We start from the raw sequence: 18,979 nt of genomic DNA, 5'->3' as shown, positions 1-18,979 counted from the left end.
ATCGCGTGAATCAGGATGAGAAGGGATGAGGGGAAATGGGGGAAACAGGCGTGTCAGAAGAACGGGAAACGGATTGTGAATTGCAGCTTTATATCCACCCGGATATAGGGAATGATTCCGGCAGCGGAAGCCGGGAAGAACCGTACCGCACAATTCCCGCCGCGCAGAGTGCGGTGCGCGATGCCCTAGCCGGAGGGCACACAGGGCAGATAACAGTCTTCCTCGGGGGCGGTATCTACGAGCTTGGCGAGCCGCTGCGCTTCGGGTGCGGGGATGCAGCGGGTACCCGCTGCCGTGTACTCTACCGTAATGCTGAGGGAGAGAAGCCGGTCCTCGCGGGAGGCGCCGTGCTCTCCGGTTGGGAGCTGTGGCGGGACGGAATCTGGCGTACTCCGCTGCCGCAGGGAACCCGGTTCCAGACGCTATATGCAGGCGGGGAACGGGTAGCGAAAGCCCGCCTCCCGGCGGCGGGGTATTACGAATCCGCTGCCTCGGTTGAGGGAAGAGAGCATGACGGGATCATTGCCCGGAAAGGGGATGTGCCGGAGCAGCTGGATACGGCGGGACTGCAGATGTTTGTGTGGCCGGGAGAAGGGGAGTGGAACTGGGCCTCCGAGACGATTCCGGTGCGGCGGATCGATCACTCTTCCGGCTGGATTGAGCTTGCGCGGCCCACCATCTGGGGAATAGGTGCAGGCTCACGCTTTTTCCTGCAGGGCTCGCTGTCGTTCCTGCGTGAACCCGGCCAATTTCATCTGGATGAGGCAGAGGCTATGCTGTATTACCGGCCTAAGCGCGGCACTCCGCTGGAGGAGCAGGTTATCGCCCCTTCTGTCCTGCGGCTGCTTGAAATTCAAGGGGAAGATGATTCCCGGCGGGTATCCGGTCTGGCCTTCCAGGGTCTGACCCTGGCCTGCACTGATTTCTATGAAGACTATAGAATGATGCGCAGTGAGCCGGGAATGGATAATGTTGAACCGGATGAACAACGTAACGGAGTGGTCTATATCCGCAATGCGGAAGAGATTGAAATCTCGGATTGCCATATCCGTGAATCCGGCTCCTGCGGCATCTTCCTAGACCGCAGCGCCGAACGGATTGTGCTGGACGGAAACATTATACAGACCGTTGGACACACGGCCATTTACGCCTCAGGTTATGCTCCGGGGGAAGGTTGCTTCCGTGAAGTGGAGGATGCCAATCAGAATAAAGGACACCGGATCACGAACAACCGGATTAGCCATGGCGGAGAGCTCGTCGGCCATGGAAGCGGAATTGTCCTGTATCAGTGCGGGGACTGCGAGGTCGCGCATAACCGCATCTCACATATGCCCCGCTACGGGATATCCCTCAAAGGACAACGTCATCAGCAGTTGCCGGAATCTCTATGGGGTGTAGCCGTGACGCGGGAGAACCATTGGGATTTCCTCTTTACCCGGGCCAACCGGATCAGCTATAACGATATTTCGGAGGTGATGACCGATAGCCAGGACGGGGGACTGATCGAATCCTGGGGAATCGGCCGCCGGAACGTCATCCATGGCAACCGGCTGCATCACAGCGGTATCCATTTCTCCTTCGGCTTCGGCATCTATCTGGATGATGCCTCCGATGATGTGACTGTGTCGCATAACGTGCTTGACCATCTCTACAGCACCGGGGAGGGGAAGCTGTGGATGACGATTTTCTCCAAAGGCGTCGGCAATGTCATCCGCAACAATCTGATGGCGGATAATCCCCAGGCGGTCAACGCTATAGGCTCGCAGGAGATGGTAGGGGAAGCTAACCGGGACATTACAGTCGAAGGGAATATCATCTCTAATTCGGGTCATCTGTACTGCTTCGTCAACTGGAGTCCCAAGCGGTTCCGGGCTGCTGACCGCAACCTGTTCTGGAGCGGTGGAGCCGTCCCCCGGATCACCGGCGAGCTTCCGGCAGAGTCTGTAGGCCCCAATAGTGTATGGGGCGAAGAATACACATGGGAAGCCTGGCGCGCTGTACTGGACGGCAAATATGATGCCGCTACCGTCTTGGCTGATCCGGATTTCGTTGATGGTCCGGCAGGGGACTACCGGCTGCAGCCTTCTTCACCGGCGTATGCCTTAGGCTGGGAGGATATCGATTTCTCGCAGTTTGGCCCGCGTGACAGAGCTTCAGAAGCAGGGTTGGCGGAGAGAGAAGAGAGGGGGGCGACAGATGCAGATGCAGAAGAAGCTTGAGCTGCTGCTTGAAGAAGCCGGAGCGAAGCTGGCTTTCGCTTCGCACACCTTCGAGGAGGCCGAGCCGCTTATGGAATATCACATTGGCTGGGCGGCAGACGCAGGAGATGCAGGAGATGCAGGAGATGCCGGAGATGCCGGAGAAGCTGGGCAGACCCTTCTGCCTGCTGGAGAAGCAGCGGCTTGGGAGATTACGCTTGGCTGCACCGAGATAGGCGGCAGCAGTGATGGAGCCAGGCTCGAAGTGAACTGGCTCCACCGGGGACAGTCCAGCCAAACGGCAGCGGAGGTCCGCTTTGAATTTGCTGCCTGGGACCGCTCCAATTATGTGCTTGTTCCCGGCGCTGTATATAACGGCAACCGCTTCGATGTGCGCAGCTTCAGCTATCCGCCCTGCTGGAGCAAGCTGACGGAGCGCGGCCCGGATACTCCGGCGCTGATTACAGACGTGCCGCGGCTGTCCATAGGGCCCGGCCCTTCGGCCTTCCACCTGCTGGCCGGAGACGCGGCTACACCGGCGGTGGGGGTATATGATCCGGTCCGCAGACAGGGAATCCTGATTCTAACCTGTCAACGGACCGGTTGCGGGGAGACCTCGATTCATGTGCAGGAAGGGGAGGACAGAGGCTCTGCTGTTATATCCTTCCGTGCTCCGGGCGTACGGCCGAGGATCAAATACGACATGTGTACCACCGGAGCCCCTTCCCCTGATAGAGGGGCGGACTTCGGGGAAGGCGATAAGCTCAGCCTGAGCTTTGAGGTATACAGCTTCCCTTGCGGCAGTGTAGACGGATTGTTCGCCAGATTCGCCGGGGTGCGCAAGTCGCTGGCGGGAACTCCGGCGCTGTCCTCCAGCCTGCCGTTCTCGGCGGCGTGGGCCATTCAGGAGCAGAAATATAACGAACTGAACTGGAAGGAGCCGTACGGCTATTACGCCGTAGGCACCGTGGATATGAAGCATCAGGACTGGCAGCTGGGCTGGGTCGGCGGCGGCATGTCCAGCTATGCGCTGCTGCTTGCGGGTGGCGAAGAATCGGTCCGCAGAGCCCGCCGGACCCTTGATTTCATCTTCAGCGGACAGACGGAGGCCGGATTCTTCCCCGGTGTATTCTATAACGGCCGCTACTACGGCGATGAGTTCAATGAAGATCCGCAGCGCGATCATCCGGAGCAATGGCATATTGTGCGCAAGAGTGCGGATGCGTTGTACTTTCTGGGGAAGCAGCTCATGGCAATGAACACGCTGCACCCGAATGAACCTCTGCCGGAGCGCTGGCTTGAGGGCACGCGGCGGCTTGCCGATGGCTTCCTCCGCTTATGGGGCCGGTATGGCCAGTTCGGCCAATGGATACAGGCCGAAACCGGAGAGCTGCTGGTCGGCGGCTCTGCCGGAGGAGCGATGGCAATTGCCGGACTGGCGCTATACGGGCGGTATGTGGAGGAAGAGGTGTATCTGGCGGCGGCGCAGGCAGCCGGGGATTATTATTACCGCCAGTATACCCGGGAGGGTGTAACCACGGGCGGGCCCGGAGAGATTCTGCAGTGTCCGGACAGCGAGTCGGCCTTCGCCTTGCTGGAAGCGTTCATCGTCCTCCACGAAACGACAGGGGAGGAGAAGTGGCTGCAGCGGGCAGAGGAAGCGGCCCGGCAGGCGATCTCGTGGTGTGTGTCGTATAATTTTGTTTTTCCGCAAAGCTCGACCTTCGGACGGCTGGGGATTGAAACGGCAGGCTCGGTCATTGCCAATGTGCAGAATAAGCACAGCGCTCCGGGCATCTGCACCCTGTCAGGGGATTCGCTACTGAAGCTGTTCCGGGCCACCGGTAATCCACTTTATATGGAGCAGCTCAGGGATACTGCGCATCAGCTTCCGCAATATCTCTCCCGCCAGGACAGACCTGTCATGGGCTGGGACGGGAAGGAGCTGCTGCCCGGTTATATGAGCGAAAGGGTGAATATGAGCGACTGGGAGGGCACGGAGCTGATCGGGGAAGTGCTGCCGCTCTCCTGCTGGTGTGAGGTCTCGAATATGCTGACCTATGCCGAGGTTCCGGGAATTTATGTACAGCCCGACACAGGGCTGCTGTGGGTATTCGATCATGTGGAATGCTCGCTGCAGGAGGAGAACGGGAAGCAGGTCCTTACCGTTGCGAACAACACAGCTTATCCGGCCGAGGTGTCCATATTCGCCGAGCTGTCCACCGCAGCGGCAGTTGCGCTAGGGCAATATGCAGCTGCGGATTGGCCGCGCATCAACGTAGAGCCCGGCGCTGTCCGCAGGGTTCCGCTGGCTTTTCACTGAAACCAAATCGCAGTCTGAGATCGGAGAGCAATTCGCACATTGTACAGTAGATTGCCCCATCCGCTATATGTCATGCTGGTTACAGGCGGCATAATGCATCTTAGTAGAGGGGGGGACTGCCGATGTGGCAAGCTTACAGGTCCAAGAAGTACCTGCTGCGCATTATAGGCTCTGTAACACTGCTGATGGTGGCTGTGCTCGCCGGTTCTTCGCTGCTCCTGCAGTATAATGCGGAACGCAGCGCAATCCGGATGCAGCAGGAGGTCAGCCGCAAGGCTATGAAGCAGATTCAAATCAACCTGTCCTATATGTCAGGAGTAATGAATAATCTGGCTGTCTCCCTGTACATGGACCCTAATATTGTACCGCTGCTGAATTTGCGTGATCCTGACGAAATGCTGGTGATCCGTTCGATGAATTCGCTGAAGCAGGCCTACCTCTCCTCTTCGTTCCTGCATTCGATCCTTGTCTATAACGGTTATGACGACCGGACCTATACCGTAGGGGAGCTCAGTCTGAACAAACCGGATGCCCCGATGAGCGGGGAGATTGCCCTGCTGGTGAAGAATAAGCAGAAGCTTCCCCGGATGAAGCTGATTCCGATGAATTTCAGCGGAGCAGACCAGCCCGTTGATTTCTTTTCGCTGGTGATGTATCAGAATTTCACGGACACCGGCACCAGTAAGGAGAGTGCACTTGTCGTCAATATCAAGCCCGAATGGCTCTATGAGAATCTGCGCTCGTTCAATGACTTCGCTATTCCTGAGCAATCGGGTGTCTATCTGCTGGATGAGGCAGGCAAGCTGCTGCTCTCGGGTAACCCGGAGCTGCTGCCTAGTCAAGGGGAGCTGATCCGGGCGCTGGGCGGGCATACGCCGGGGGATGCCGAAGCATTCGGCACCTTGTCCGGCAGGTTCGGCGGCAGCACCAGACTGCTGGTCAACTATCTGAATATACAGGGGACGAACTGGAAGGTGGTCAGTGTGCAGCCGTATGAAATTATCCTTCAGCCTATACGGGAGCTGCGCGGCACCTTTCTGTCCGTCATTATTGCCGTTCTGCTGCTGGCTGTGGTTCTGGCTACCCTTGTAGCACACAAGCTCTATAAGCCTGTTGGACGTCTGATAGGCCAGCTGGGGATGCAGCCGGGAGGGAAAGCGGCGGCTGGTAAGGCCACGGGGCAGAATATGGAGAAGGGTAAGGAGAAGGGTAAGGAGAAAGATAAAGAAAAAGATAAAGATAAGGATGAATTATCGGCAGTGGCCAGCCTGTTCAGTACGATGGCCCAGCAGCTGCGAAGCGTCTCAGACGAGCAGGGCAAACAGCGGCATATTATTACAAGCTATTACCTCCGAACCCTTCTCTCCGGTGGCAAGGTGTTGTCCGCGAAGGAATTCGAGGATAATATCAGGCAGAACGGCCTGCAAATCAACCGCAGCGGCCCTTACCGGGTAATCCTGATTCAGGTGGACGGATATTCCGGGTTCATCAGCAGGACCAGCCATAATGAACGCAGCCTGTATTATTTTGCTATCCGCAATATTGCAGAAGAGATCCTGCGTCCCGGACGATATCTCTGTGAGCTGGCAGATATGCGCAGCAGTCATCTGGCCCTGCTGATCAGCCGGGCGGAAGGCAGCAATAGTGAAACCGAAGATGAGGAAGCGCTGCATGAGCTATTCCGTAACATCCAGCAGGTGGTCAGCAGTTATTACCAGCTGTCACTGACCCTCACGGCCAGTGAACCCTGCGGCAGCCATGAACAGATTCCGGACCGTTATGCGGCGGCTGTTCAATATTCGATGTATAAGCTGGTATACGGCCGGCAAAGCATCATTACGAAGGAGCGAGTGGACGGCAATCTCCGGCAGCAGGAGTATAGCTTCCCGGCGGAGCTGGAGAAGAGGCTGGGTGAGAGTATCCGTACCGGTCATCTGCCTGCCATGGAGCAGGCTATCGGGCATATGCTGGCTCCGCTGGGGCATTGCCATTATGATGCCATTGTTCACAGCCTGCTGCATATCACGGGCATTATCAAAACCTCCGTTAAGGAGATTAACCATAACCGTGTTGTTCCGCTGAATGTGGAGCTGAGCACACTCAGCCGCCAGGTGCTGGAGCAGGAGACGCTTCAGGAGACCGCTGAATTATTCGGCAGGGTATGCCGGGATATCCATGATCAGCTGGACCAGACGGGCAGCGGCAAGAATGCGGCTCTGATGGACGCGATTAAGGAAATCATCGAGATGAATTATAAAGAGCCGAACCTCAGTCTGCAGGGGATTGCCTCGATGCTGCATATGACTCCTGCCTACGTCGGCAGAATGTTCAAGCAGAGCGAAGAGGTATCGGTGAGCGAGTATCTGAACGATATCCGCCTTCAGCATGCCCAGACTTATCTGGAGACGAAGAATATCAGCATCAAGCAGATTATGGAGCTCGTCGGATACGTCAATGAGAGCACCTTTTTCAAATTGTTCAAAAAAGCCTTCGGCGTTACCCCCAAGGAATACCGCCTGAAGCGGTCGCTGGAGTAGGCATCATATTTCCCTTGCGGAATCCCGGTTAGCGCTGTGCCTCCTGCAGAACGGACCGGGCTTTTTGCTGCCACGAGAGGATATTCCGGTGCCCATCCAGAATAGTAAATGTAAAAAGGAGGGAATTGATGTGACAGCTAAAGAATTGCTGGCAGACCATATCTGCGATCTCGAGGAGCAGCTGCTGAGCAATCTGGTGCGCACCAATCCGGCGGCGGTATCGCTGCTGATCGCAGATGATTACACTGAATTCGGAAGTTCAGGCAGGGTATGGCGGAAGCAGGATCAGGTTGGCGAAGGGGGAGCAGGTGAGGTACGGATGACCTTGAGTAACTTCGAACTCCATACGTTGTCTGAGGAGGCTGTCCTTGCGACCTACCGGACCTTCAATGAAGATTCCGGCATTCACTGCCTGCGCAGCTCGGTCTGGAGGTTGCTTGAGGGACGCTGGCAGATGTTTTTTCATCAGGGGACGCCGGTGAAGGGTTAACATGCTTAAGTAGAAAATTACAACAGGAGGAAGATCAATGTTTGAATACAAATTTGTACAAATTAAAAAGAAGAATACTGGATTTCTCCAATTGCCAACGGAGAATTATCAGGAGATTATACATACGCATGCAGCAGAGGGCTGGCGGTTCGTTCAGTTTGTTATCATGCCCAGCGCCCAGGCTGTGGGATTTCCGGAATATTATGAGCTGATTTTTGAAAAGAAAACGGAGTAGGCCTATTCAGCGGCTGGTCGAGTGGTGCGCAGCGGAGCTGAGCGGACTCAAGGTGGAGTTCGGCCACAAGCGTATCTGTTAAATGGGCGGACAGCTCTCCCCCGGCAGCGCCTGCCTGCGCGTACCGAACGCGGAGTGCCTAGCATTTAGTTGTATTTCCTGCAGTTAAAAGACGGCGAAAACCCGGATTTGCCGGGTTAACTGTATTCTGTGCAATTAAAAATAGGGGTAAGCCTTCTTTTATGAAATATGAGGATTTTTAATTGTAGAAAATACAACTAAAACCTTCGCAGCGCAAAAATCGCTCGTTTTAGTTGTACAAAATACAGTTAGAGCTAGGGCGGCGTAAATCCGGTCCTATGAAGCGTGTTGTTCAACCAAGAAGCCCGGGCTAATCCGAAGGAAAGAGTCTATTTCCAGCTATATAGCTTCTAGCCAACTACCGCCGGTCCCGGATCACATGCCCAAGCTCCGGCGTAATTTCGCTGAATCCCGCCATGTGGCGGGACTGATAGGTGACTGGCCGGCTGCTGCCAACCATAATAATGTTGCGGAGATCGGCGTTGCCTTCTGCCGGGAGGGCGAAGGTCTTAGTGTGGGGATACACCTCGCTAAGCGTCGTGTGGATCGCACTAATCAGCCGGTCATTATCGCTGCGGCCCATCAGGTTCATGATAATCGCGCCGTGTCCGTGCAGCTTATCCCGGGTAAGCCCGAAGAACTCCAGCGAGGTGAAATGCGCCGGCGTTCCGGCAGCGGTGAAGGCATCCAGCAGAATGTAATCATAGCTCCGGTCTGCTTCATTCTCCAGCAGGCTGCGGCCGTCACCGATCAGGACATTGTCCTGATTGTAACCAAAGCGGGTTCGGCTGTATTCCACAACCTGCTCATTGACCTCAGCGACCTTAAAGCGCTTCTCCGCAAAATACCCGGCAATCGTTCCAATCCCGTGCCCGATCAGGAACACATCCTCGAAATAAGGATCGCCCGCCTCCATCAGATGGATCATCGCCCGCGGATATTCAAAGACGACCCGGCGGGGATGCTCCAGATCCAGCGCGCCTTGAATCGCTTCACCCGAGAACTGCAGCACACGGAACCGTCCGGTCTCGCCATACAACTCGGTTGTATCATATACCTCAATTTCCTGAGAGTCATGTGTAGTTCGGGACAGCGGATGCAAGTGATCAGACTCCTTATACAGATGAGATTCGTTTATATTCATTCGGCGTGACGCCGACAACTTTTTTGAACAGTTTATTGAAATAGGCGGGGTCGGGATAGCCGACTTCGGTGCCGATTTCATGGATTTTGAGGTCCGGGGCATTCTTCAGCAGCTGCTTGGCCTTGCGGATGCGGATTTCAATTATATAATCAGTCAGCGTGAGGCCGGTCTCCTGCTTAAACAGCTTGCTCAAATAGCTTGGCGTAAGATACACCATCCCCGCAAGGGTGTTCAGATCTGCGTGCTGGTTATAGTTGGCTGAGATCCAGCGCTTGATGGTCTCGACGGCGGTACCGGACAACTCCAGCCGGTGGGCACGGATACTGCTTAGGGCAGACGACAAGGAGGAAGCGAACAGCTTTTCCATATCTGCAAAAGCCAAACAGCTCTCCAGCTGTTCCTCCAGCGCCATAGTTAATCCGTTACGGTAGACCGCTTCGAATTCCTGCACTTCCTTACGGGCAAGCTCTTCCATCTCCCGGCACATGCGGAGAATCTGCTCGGGATAAGCACACTGCGATGCAAGCTCCGAGAACAGCTTATGAATTCCTGCAAGTACACCCTCGACATTGAGGATCTGTAAATCATGGACCAGCGGTTCACGATAAGGCGCAAAAAGCCCAGACCCTGCCTTATCCGGCTGGATGAGCTCTTCAATAGTAACATAATGCAGCGGCCGGGATTGGTATATTCCGCAGTCACAGGCATGTTTGGCTTCCAGATAAGCCGTTCTGAGCCTGGCTGCATCCGCGTAGGAGCGGCTTATGCCCACATGCAGAGTATGCCCTGCACTGGCAGCCTGCAGATATCTGCGGATCTCGCTTAATGCAGCAGATTCCAGCGGCTGCGCAGAATACCAGATCCAGACCTGCAGTCCCTGGCGGAGTTCCAGCACATCGAATCCGTTATCCTTCTCTTGCCGCAGACTGTCTGTACAGAAGCAGACGGTTTCAGGCGAGTCTCCTTTGAGGACAAACACCGAGAAATAAGGCTGGGGCAAAATAAGGCCGCCGATCAGCATAGCGGAGGGCTCTTCAATATGCAGCATGGAGAGCAGCATCCCGGAGCGGTGCCGTTCTTCCTTCTCAAGCAGCAGCGTGCGTTCCTGATCCAGGCTGTAGAGCACGTCGAACAGCTGCTCTTTATTGATCGGCTTCAGCAGATAATCTACCGCCGAGCTGCGGATGGCTTCCCGGGCATAATCAAATTCAACGAATCCGCTCATCAGCAGGGAACGGATATGGGGATGACTGGCTTTGAGCAGACGGATCAGCTCAAGGCCGCCAATCTGCGGCATGCGGATATCGGTAATCAGGACATCGAACTGGAGGGCAGGCAGCTCATCCAGCAGCTGTTTGCCGTCAGGATAAGTGCGGATGACGGCGAAATCGCTGCTCTCCTTGCTGATCATCCGGGCCAGACCTTCGCGGATCAGGACTTCATCATCTACGATCACAATACGCAGCAATCCGGATATCCCCTTTCAAAAGACATAATGTGCAGGTTGCCCTGTTTCCGGTTAATCTTCAATACGGTGGGAGAGATTCTCGATTCTTAGAATGACACGGGTGCCTTGGCCGGATTCGCTCTCTACACGCAGTCCATACGGGCTGCCGTAGTCCAGGCGGAGCCGTTCGTTCACATTGCGCAGGCCGATACCGAATTTCTCGCCGTCAGCTCCCCCCGTCAGGGTATGGTTCAGCGCGCGCAGCGTATCTTCATCCATGCCGACACCATCATCCTCCACGCAAAATACAGCTTTGCTCCCCTCTGCCCAGCCGGTGATGCTGATGGTGCCCGGGCCTTCCTTGGGCTCCAGGCCATGAAAGACGGCGTTCTCGACGATCGGCTGGAAGACCAGCTTAATGACCGGGAAGCTCAGCAGAGCATCCGGCACGTCAATCTTCAAGCTGAACTTGTCCGGGAAACGGATTTGCAGCATATCCAGATAATTACGGGTATGATCAAGCTCCTGCCCGATGGTCACCATCTCTTCGCTGCGGACAATCCCGTAACGCATCTGCATTCCCAGCAGGTACGTCAGCTTCGCGACCCGGGGATCATCACTGCCTTCAGCCAGCATGCGGATGGATTCAAGGGTGTTGTAGATGAAATGCGGATTGATCTGGTTCTGCAAGGCCCGCATATCGGCTTTTTGCTTGCGTTTCTCCGTCAGCTTCACTTCCTGCAGCAGGTCCTTCACGCGGATGATCATCCGGTTGAAGTGGCTGCCCAGCATTCCGATCTCATCATTGTACCGGGGATGCAGCCATACCTCCAGATTGCCATGCTGCACCTGCTTCATCAGGCGGACCATGGATTTCAGCGGCTTCGTCAGGGCATGGGAGATGAAGGTGGCTACGATCAGGGCGAAGGCGATTATCGCCAGCGTGGTCAGCACCTGCGCGTTACGGGTTTTCTCCACTGGTGACAGTATCCGCTCCAGCGGGATAGAAACCATTGTAGTCCAGCCGGTCTTGGCTGATACGGTATATACCGCGAGAAATTCCTTGCCGTCCAGAGTGATCTGGAAATGGCCATCGTGTCCGTTCACCTGCTGCAGGAACTTGTCCGTATGCTTCTCCAGCATGCCGGAGCCACCGCCTGAATCATCCGGGCTGGCGTACATCATTTCCCCCTTGTCATCAACAATCAGGGTACTCCCCTGGGTGACTGCATTGACCGGGTCCACGATGCCCTTGAACAGGCTGATATTGATATCGAACACAATAATGCCGATCTTCTGCAGCGAGCTGACCGAACTGACGGTACGCAGAATGCTGAATACCTCCCGGTGATCCCCCGCATTTACACGGATCATATGCCTGCCCTGAACTATGGAAGCTACGCCGGACTCGGTGAGACTCTGCCACTGTGCCAGACGTTCTTCCGGGAACAGCTCGCTGATGCCCGAGCTTTTGTCATAATAGACGGAGCCGTATTTATCCACCAGGTATACGGCAACAATCTCTTCTTTCGTATGGTTCAAATAGCTAAGGAACATGGACATGCCCGTATTTTTTTCCCAATCGGTCTGCTCCTGCTCCAGATAGAACTGGACATCGGTATTGTAGAGCGGGAGCGCAGTGTACCTCTTCAGGTCGGCTACATAACGGTCGATGGTATCCGAGGCGCTGTCTGCCATCTGTCCGGCGCTTGCTGTTGCATTAACCAGGACGGAATTGAAGGTGGAACGGGACGAGAGATAACTGACATAAGTGATCGGCATGGATATCAGAAAAATAAACACGACAATCAGCTTGCGCTCCATAGGCAGATTGGCCAGGAACAGCCAAAGGGTACGCGGAAATCTCCGGATATAGGATACCACTGTGTTGTTCCTTTCCGTACATCCCCTATTTCACCGCGCCGTTCGTTACGCCTTCAAAGATATAACGCTGCAGGAAGAAGTAGAGGATGACTGTCGGCAGCAGGATCAGCAGGATCGCCGCACAGATCAGGTTCCACTCGCCTGAATTGACCCCCTGGAAACGCATGAGGATCGTCGTTACAACACCCAGGCTCTGCTTGGGCATATAGAGGTAAGGGATGTACATGTCATTGTAAATGCTGATCGTCTTCAGGATGACCAGGGTGGCCGTCGCCGGTGTAAGCAGCGGGAAGATGATCGAGCGGTAGATTTTGAACAGGGAAGCGCCTTCAACCATGGCATTCTCGTCGAGATCAAACGGAATATTGCGGATGAACTGTAAATAGAGAATGATCTGGATCACATCGGCCCCGATATAGAGCACAATGGGAGCGCCAAGCGTGTTGTAGAGCCCCATATTTTTGATGATGCCGAAGGTTGCCACCTGGGTGGTGATGCTCGGAATGATGGTGGCCACGAGATATGCACCGAACACAACCGGCTTCAGCTTAAAAGAGAAGCGGCCCAGTACATATGCCACCATTGTGCCAAACAGAATGTTCAGGGTCAATGTAATTATAATAATGACGAGTACATTGCCGAAGCCGCTGAGCAGCCCGCCGCGCTGGAAGACAGCGATGAAGTTGTCGAAGTTAAGGAAGCTGTGCGGCAGAGCCATAGAGCTGCTGCTGTTGAACTCATCTGTGGATTTGAACGCATTGACGATCACGACATACGGCGGGAACAGCACTACGAATACGCCGATGAGCAGCGTGAAATATTTGAACAGGTCTTTGAAGCGCAATTTGGAATGTTCCATGGCTACTTATCTCCTCCCCGGCTAAGAACCAGCTGTTGAATCAGCAGTACAATGACTACAAAGAAGAGCAGGATAACGCTCATGGCCGAGGCCAGGCCGTAATTGTTGAAGGCAAATGCCGTATCCACCACGCGCTGGACATACGTCTGGCTGGCGCCCGCTGGGCCGCCTTTGGTGAGTACGAACGGAAGGTCGAAGACTTCGAGTGCGCCGGTCACGGTCAGGAACAGATTGAGCTGAATGACGGCCTTCATATTCGGCAGCGTAATTCTCCAGAGGGTCTGCATCGAGTTTGCACCGTCAATCTTCGCAGCTTCATAAATATCACGCGGAATGGCCTGCAGGGAAGCAATATAAATCACCATATTGTAGCCCATGAACCGCCAGAAGCCGGTGGAAGCGAGCGCGTAGTTCACCAGTCCTTCGGTGCCGAGCCAGCTGGTCTGTCCGAGGCCGGTCAGGCCGATGCTGTTCAGGAACAGATTCAGTGAACCGTTGGTAGTGTCGAAGACATAGCCGAACATGAAGGCAACGGCGACACCATTCATAATGTAAGGCAGGAAGAGCATGATGCGAAAAGCATTCCGGCCCCGCAGCTTGCTGTTCAGCACAACGGCGAAGTAGATGGCTACTATATTCTGAACGAGACCCATGACGAAGTAGGCGAAGTTATGGGTGAATACTTTGAAAATATCAGGGGTGTTAAACACCTCGCGGTAATTATCGAGGCCGACCCAAGGCTTCTCGGGGCTGTAGCCGTCCCAGTTGGTGAAGCTGTAATAGACCAGCTTCAGCGCCGGATAATAAGTGAACGTGGCGAGGAGGATCAGCGGGATCAGCAGAAAGGAGACTATGATAATAGTTTTCTGCTTGTTATAAGATAGTGTTCCGAACATCGCATACCCTTCTTTCGTGAAAGCTTAAGTGGGATTGACGACAAAAGGGATTATCCATGAAGGCGATAATCCCTTTTGCGCCGGAAGTTTAGTGCATCTGGCTGCTTAGTGCAGCAGGGCGAATCATTTTTATACGTTGAAGCTAAAGCTCCACTTCGTGGGGCTGTTTTAAAAGGATTTATATGTTTCGGGGTCCCCGCAAAGTACCTGAGTCATCACCCGAAGCCAAGCTCCACTTTGTGGGGTTATTTTTAATAGCCGAGGTCTTTCTTGGCTTTGGCCCAGGCTTTGTTCCATTTGTCGAAGACGGTTTGCGGATCTTTGGCAAGCACGAACTCTTGGACCATAGCAGGCAAGTCGAGCTGTGCTTTGTTGGTGATTTCGGTAACCTTGGCGTCATCTACGGTACCTTCCTGCAGGACTACACCCGTCGACTGGAATTCCTTAAGCTGAGTCAGCTTGGATTCTTTGCCTTTGAGCGGGGAGATGAAGCCGGCGAAGTCCTCGTATCCGGATTCTTCGATCATCCATTTCACGAAGGCCTTGGCAGCATCGACATTCTTGCTGTTCTTAGCCACGGCATAGAAGAAGTCCGGGCTGAGCGGAGCTGTCAAAGTGCCCGAGTTGTCATAAGGAAGCGGGAAGAAGCCTACGTTATCGGAAGTGGTACCCGCACCGATCACCTGATTGATGACCCAGTTACCCAGGAAGTACATGGCGAATTTACCCGATGCGATGTCTTTCTTGGATTGCTCCCAGTTGGTGGAGTTGATGTCTTTTTCCAGGTAGCCTTTTTCATTCAGCTCTCTGAGCAGACCGAGCGCTTTGCCGTATCCGTTGTCCATGGTGAACGGAGCATCCTGTGTCAGCTTCTCATTCGGGAAGTCAGGGTTGCCGGCAATCACGCGGGGAACAGCATATACCCAGTCATTAAGCGGCCATTTGTCTTTGAAGTTGGAAGCGAGCGGAACGACACCTTTAGCTTTGAGCTTCTCGCAGGCCGCGAGGAATTCATCCCATGTCTTCGGAACTTCGGTGATTCCGGCATCGGCGAAGGCTTTTTTGTTATAAACAATCCCCGAAGTGGAGTTACCGGTAGTGATCCCGTACAGCTGGCCGTCAAAGGATTTGAAATCTTTGAAGGTGAGCTGGTCATTCAGTCCGAGATCATCGAGTGAGGCGAAATATTTAGGCAGGTCGGAGTTCGGAATGTTAGGGACGAACATCACGTCAGGCAGCTCGCCGCTGGCCATTCTAACTTTTGCCTGCTGGTTGTAGTCGGTTTGGGAAGCTTCGAATTCTACCTTGATGTTCGGATATTTCTCATTAAAGCGCTTAACATATTCGTCATACTCTTTGCCGATCATGTCGGTTCTGTTGGTCAGGAAAATGATTTTGCCGCTGATGTCAGCGCCGCCTGCCGCTGCAGGTTCAGTAGCAGGTGCAGCTGTTGCCTCTCCGGCGGCAGTCTCAGGAGCGGTGGTTGCTGCCGGCTCATCTGTAGCCGTCGCTGCGTTGTTATTGTTGTTAGAACCGCAGCCTGTCAGGGATAAAGAGAAGATCATGATGATAACAAAACATAACGAAAATAACTTATTTCTCATTGTGTAGTCCCCTTTTCGTTTATTGTTAGCGTTTACATGATTATTATAGCGCTAAAGTATCCAATGAGAAATGTATTCATTTATTATTTATTGTCTTTATTTGTTCTGTTTATAAGATTATAATTAAGTTATTGCTAACAATAAAATAACAAAATACAATGAGGGTAATTAAAACGTAGGCTATTCAACTTAAAGCTTATGCTATTAAAACTTAAAGCGTATACTTCCGATGCGGGTTCTGTACGAAGCAATCTCAGGGAAGTGTACGCTCACAAAACTTTTAGGAGGACTTATGAAACAACTGCACATCAACCTGACGAACTGGGAATTTAGAGCCTGTGGAGATGAAGCCTGGCTTCCGGCGGCCGTACCGGGAACGGTACATACGGATCTGCTCCGGAATGGAGTTATAGATCAGCCCTTTTATGGAACCAATGAACATGACCTGCAATGGATCGACAAGAAGAACTGGGAATATAGAACTGTACTTACATTAGAAGAGAAATGGCAGACACTGGCGGTTACGGAGCTGGTATTCGCCGGACTGGACACGTATGCAGATGTATATGTGAACAATGTGCATGCCCTGTCCGCAAATAATATGTTCCGCTCCTGGACCGTGAATGTGAAGGGCCTTCTGCAGGCTGGGGAGAATGAGATCCGCATCGTATTCCGTTCGGTGGTGACCGAGGATCTGCCGAAGCTGGCACAGCTGGGCTATGATCTGCCTGCACCGAATGACCAGTCCGAGCTCGGCGGGCTTCAGGAGCAGCGGATCAGTGTGTTTGCCCGCAAAGCGCCGTACCACTATGGATGGGACTGGGGCCCGAGATTCCTGACCAGCGGCATCTGGCGTGAAGCCGTGCTGGAGGGCCGGGACATTGCGGTCATTAAGGATCTGTACATCCGCCAGAATGCGGTGAGTCCGAACGAAGCGCGGCTGACAGCTGTAGTTGAAGTGGATGCTCCGGAAGCTTGGAGCGGTATGCTGCGGGTAACAGCTGAAGGGCAGGAATGGATGAAGGCCGCTTCGCTGGTTCCGGGCAATCAGGTGGTGGAGCTGGAGCTGGTCATCGATACGCCGCGCCTGTGGTGGTGTAACGAGCTGGGTGCACCTGAGCTGTACAATTTCCGTGCAGAGCTGCTGGAGGGAGAAGAAGCGGTGGCCGTGTCGGAGGTTACGACCGGACTGCGGGAAATTAAGCTGGTCCGTAAGCCCGATGAGCGCGGGGCTTCGTTCCATTTTGAGCTGAATGGTGTGCCGGTCTTCGCTAAAGGATCGAATCATATTCCCAATGATAGCTTCATAACTGAGGTTACGGAAGAACGTTACCGCCATGAGATTGCTACGGCGGTGGAATCCAATATGAATATGCTGCGTGTGTGGGGCGGCGGATTCTATGAAGAGGAAGTTTTCTACCGGCTGTGTGATGAGTACGGCCTGCTGGTCTGGCAGGACTTCATGTTCGCGTGCAGCATGTACCCGGGGGACGAGCCGTTCCTGAACAATATCCGTGAGGAAGCGGTATATAATGTCCGCAGATTGCGGAATCACCCGTCTATTGCTGTATGGTGCGGGAACAATGAGATTGATTCGGCCTGGTCGCAATTCGAGGAGAATATGGGCTGGGGCTGGAAGGAGAAGCTGAGTGGTGAAATCCGTGAGACCTTATGGGCCGCGTATGAAGAAATCTTCCACAAGATTCTGCCTGAGGCTGTTGCCGCGAATCATCCGGGTGTGGATTATTGGCCTTCCTCACCGCTGCGTGAGCTTACCCGCGGTCAGGATCAGCATGCTACGCGGATTATGGGCGAAGGCGATATTCACTACTGGGGAGTATGGCACGGAATCGAGCCATTTGAGAACTATAACCTTAAGGTTGGCCGCTTCATGAGTGAATATGGCTTCCAGTCCTTCCCGGAGCTGAAGTCGGTGCTCAGCTACGCGGAAGAAGCGGATATGGAGCTGGAGTCCAAGGTGATGCTGGCCCATCAGAAGAACGGACGGGGTAATCAGCTGATCAAAGAGTACATGGATATGTACCTGCCGCAGCCTAAAGATTTCAGAGGCTTCCTGTACATGAGCCAGGTGCTTCAGGCGGAAGCGATCCGCATCGCAATTGAGAGCCACCGCAGAAACAAGCCTTACTGCATGGGCACGCTGTACTGGCAGATGAATGACTGCTGGCCGGTAGCTTCATGGGCGGGTATGGATTATTACGGACGCTGGAAGGCGCTGCAATATACCGTGCGCAAGTCCTTCAAGGATGTGCTGCTGTCCATTGACGGTACGGACGGGGATACGCTCAAGGTTCACGCTGTCTCCGACCGCCGTCAGGCGCTGGACGGTGAGCTGGTGATTCGGCTCCATGACTTCAGCGGCGCCCTGCTGCGGGAATGGTCGCAGCCGGTAACGCTGGCAGCGGATTCGGCAGAGGTGGTATTCACGCTGCCGGTTGCTGAGCTGCTGGAAGGCCGCGAGCTGGCTCAAGTGCTGCTGGTGGCTTCCCTGCTGGAAGGCGGACAGGTGCTGGAGCACAAGGAGCATTACTTCGCGGCAGCCAAGGATATTCCGCTGAGCAAGCCGGTGATTACGGTGACGGAAGTGCCGGGCAGCGCCGGGAAGAGCTTCACGCTCAGCAGCGATGTGCTGGCTAGAGGTGTGCATCTGACCGTAGAAGAAGAGGGCATCTTCTCCGACAACTTCTTCGATCTGCTTCCGGGCGAGCCGAAGACGATAGAGTTTGCGCTCAGCGGAAGCGGTGAGGCGGACTTCACGCCGGCGGCTCCAACGGGCCTGGTGGTCCGCTCGATGGCGGATTATATCTAAATATATAGCGGGTGCTACGCTATACTGCATTCTTCTATTAACCGCTGAAACGGATTCCGTCCTTTGATGGACGGGATTGCCGTTGCTACTTTAGGGAAGCAGGCAGGCTTGCGGACTGACAAGACCTTATTGTTTGAAATAAAGCATAATTTCGACTCTTGCGGACTCAGAAGACCTTAATTCCCGCTCAGAAGGCCATTTGGATGATGAAGCGGTGCAATAGGGGCTTCTGAGTCCGCGTGGAAGGAAAAAGTGGCATTTTCGGCGAAATAACGGCTCTCCAGTCCGCTTGGACTTGTTTCGTAGAAGCAGGCGGGTCTTGTGAAGAATAAAGAATGTTGGAGAACGTGGAAGTGGAAGTAGCAGAAGTAGCAGAAGTAGCAGAAGTAGCAGAAGTAGCAGAAGTAAGAGTGGCAGCAGTAGAAGTAGTAGCGGTAGTAGAAGTAGATCA

12 protein-coding genes are annotated in these 18,979 nt (G+C 54.1%); 6 read left to right on the top strand and 6 right to left on the bottom strand.

Annotated features, from left to right (window positions below; all coding sequences use genetic code 11):
- Positions 1-50: 50 nt before the first annotated feature.
- From MHI42_RS16120 to MHI42_RS16100, 5 genes are all read left to right on the top strand, one after another.
- Positions 51-2,219, top strand: coding sequence for a right-handed parallel beta-helix repeat-containing protein (locus MHI42_RS16120; RefSeq protein ID WP_342424443.1), 2,169 nt, complete (start codon positions 51-53; stop codon positions 2,217-2,219).
- Positions 2,197-4,521, top strand: a complete 2,325-nt coding sequence (locus MHI42_RS16115) for a hypothetical protein (protein WP_342424442.1) — start codon at positions 2,197-2,199, stop codon at positions 4,519-4,521. The genes MHI42_RS16120 and MHI42_RS16115 overlap by 23 nt, the downstream gene beginning before the upstream one ends.
- Positions 4,522-4,643: 122 nt before the next feature.
- A complete protein-coding gene (locus MHI42_RS16110; protein WP_342424441.1) occupies positions 4,644-7,058 on the top strand; it encodes a helix-turn-helix domain-containing protein in 2,415 nt (804 codons plus the stop codon).
- 130 nt (positions 7,059-7,188) lie between these two features.
- Positions 7,189-7,548, top strand: a complete 360-nt coding sequence (locus tag MHI42_RS16105; protein WP_342424440.1) for a DUF4440 domain-containing protein — start codon at positions 7,189-7,191, stop codon at positions 7,546-7,548.
- 37 nt (positions 7,549-7,585) lie between these two features.
- Positions 7,586-7,783: a DUF4177 domain-containing protein gene (locus tag MHI42_RS16100; RefSeq protein ID WP_171720654.1), complete on the top strand. Its 198-nt coding sequence runs from the start codon at positions 7,586-7,588 to the stop codon at positions 7,781-7,783.
- 439 nt (positions 7,784-8,222) lie between these two features.
- Here the strand turns inward: MHI42_RS16100 and MHI42_RS16095 are convergent, their stop codons facing one another.
- From MHI42_RS16095 to MHI42_RS16070, 6 genes are all read right to left on the bottom strand, one after another.
- Positions 8,223-8,966: a fused MFS/spermidine synthase gene (locus MHI42_RS16095; RefSeq protein ID WP_256704001.1), complete on the bottom strand. Its 744-nt coding sequence runs from the start codon at positions 8,964-8,966 to the stop codon at positions 8,223-8,225.
- Positions 8,967-8,979: 13 nt separating this feature from the next.
- Positions 8,980-10,476, bottom strand: coding sequence for a response regulator (locus MHI42_RS16090; protein ID WP_342424439.1), 1,497 nt, complete (start codon positions 10,474-10,476; stop codon positions 8,980-8,982).
- A gap of 51 nt (positions 10,477-10,527) precedes the next feature.
- Positions 10,528-12,339: a histidine kinase gene (locus tag MHI42_RS16085; protein WP_171720651.1), complete on the bottom strand. Its 1,812-nt coding sequence runs from the start codon at positions 12,337-12,339 to the stop codon at positions 10,528-10,530.
- Positions 12,340-12,364: 25 nt separating this feature from the next.
- Entirely contained in the window at positions 12,365-13,198 is an 834-nt protein-coding gene (locus MHI42_RS16080; protein WP_042133722.1) for a carbohydrate ABC transporter permease, read from the bottom strand.
- Positions 13,199-13,200: 2 nt separating this feature from the next.
- Complete coding sequence (locus tag MHI42_RS16075) at positions 13,201-14,094, bottom strand: sugar ABC transporter permease (protein ID WP_042133723.1); 894 nt, start codon at positions 14,092-14,094, stop codon at positions 13,201-13,203.
- Between the two features lie 251 nt (positions 14,095-14,345).
- Positions 14,346-15,698 carry an extracellular solute-binding protein gene (locus MHI42_RS16070; protein ID WP_039310194.1) on the bottom strand — a complete coding sequence of 451 codons (1,353 nt, stop codon included), beginning with the start codon at positions 15,696-15,698 and terminating at the stop codon, positions 14,346-14,348.
- A gap of 292 nt (positions 15,699-15,990) precedes the next feature.
- Between MHI42_RS16070 and MHI42_RS16065 the strand changes: the two genes are divergently transcribed.
- A complete protein-coding gene (locus MHI42_RS16065; protein ID WP_342424438.1) occupies positions 15,991-18,528 on the top strand; it encodes a glycoside hydrolase family 2 protein in 2,538 nt (845 codons plus the stop codon).
- Positions 18,529-18,979: the final 451 nt, after the last annotated feature.

The sequence above is a fragment of the Paenibacillus sp. FSL E2-0178 genome (assembly GCF_038593005.1).
Lineage (GTDB): Bacteria > Bacillota > Bacilli > Paenibacillales > Paenibacillaceae > Paenibacillus_AQ > Paenibacillus_AQ phytohabitans.
The sequence above is the reverse complement of the archived record's forward strand: the minus strand, read 5'-3'. Positions and strand labels throughout refer to the sequence as shown.

Coding starts and splice junctions, on each gene's coding strand:
- MHI42_RS16070 (WP_039310194.1), bottom strand. CDS start 15,698: ATGAGAAATAAGTTATTTTCGTTATGTTTTGTTATCATCATGATCTTC.
- MHI42_RS16065 (WP_342424438.1), top strand. CDS start 15,991: ATGAAACAACTGCACATCAACCTGACGAACTGGGAATTTAGAGCCTGT.
- MHI42_RS16075 (WP_042133723.1), bottom strand. CDS start 14,094: ATGTTCGGAACACTATCTTATAACAAGCAGAAAACTATTATCATAGTC.
- MHI42_RS16080 (WP_042133722.1), bottom strand. CDS start 13,198: ATGGAACATTCCAAATTGCGCTTCAAAGACCTGTTCAAATATTTCACG.
- MHI42_RS16115 (WP_342424442.1), top strand. CDS start 2,197: ATGCAGATGCAGAAGAAGCTTGAGCTGCTGCTTGAAGAAGCCGGAGCG.
- MHI42_RS16110 (WP_342424441.1), top strand. CDS start 4,644: ATGTGGCAAGCTTACAGGTCCAAGAAGTACCTGCTGCGCATTATAGGC.
- MHI42_RS16100 (WP_171720654.1), top strand. CDS start 7,586: ATGTTTGAATACAAATTTGTACAAATTAAAAAGAAGAATACTGGATTT.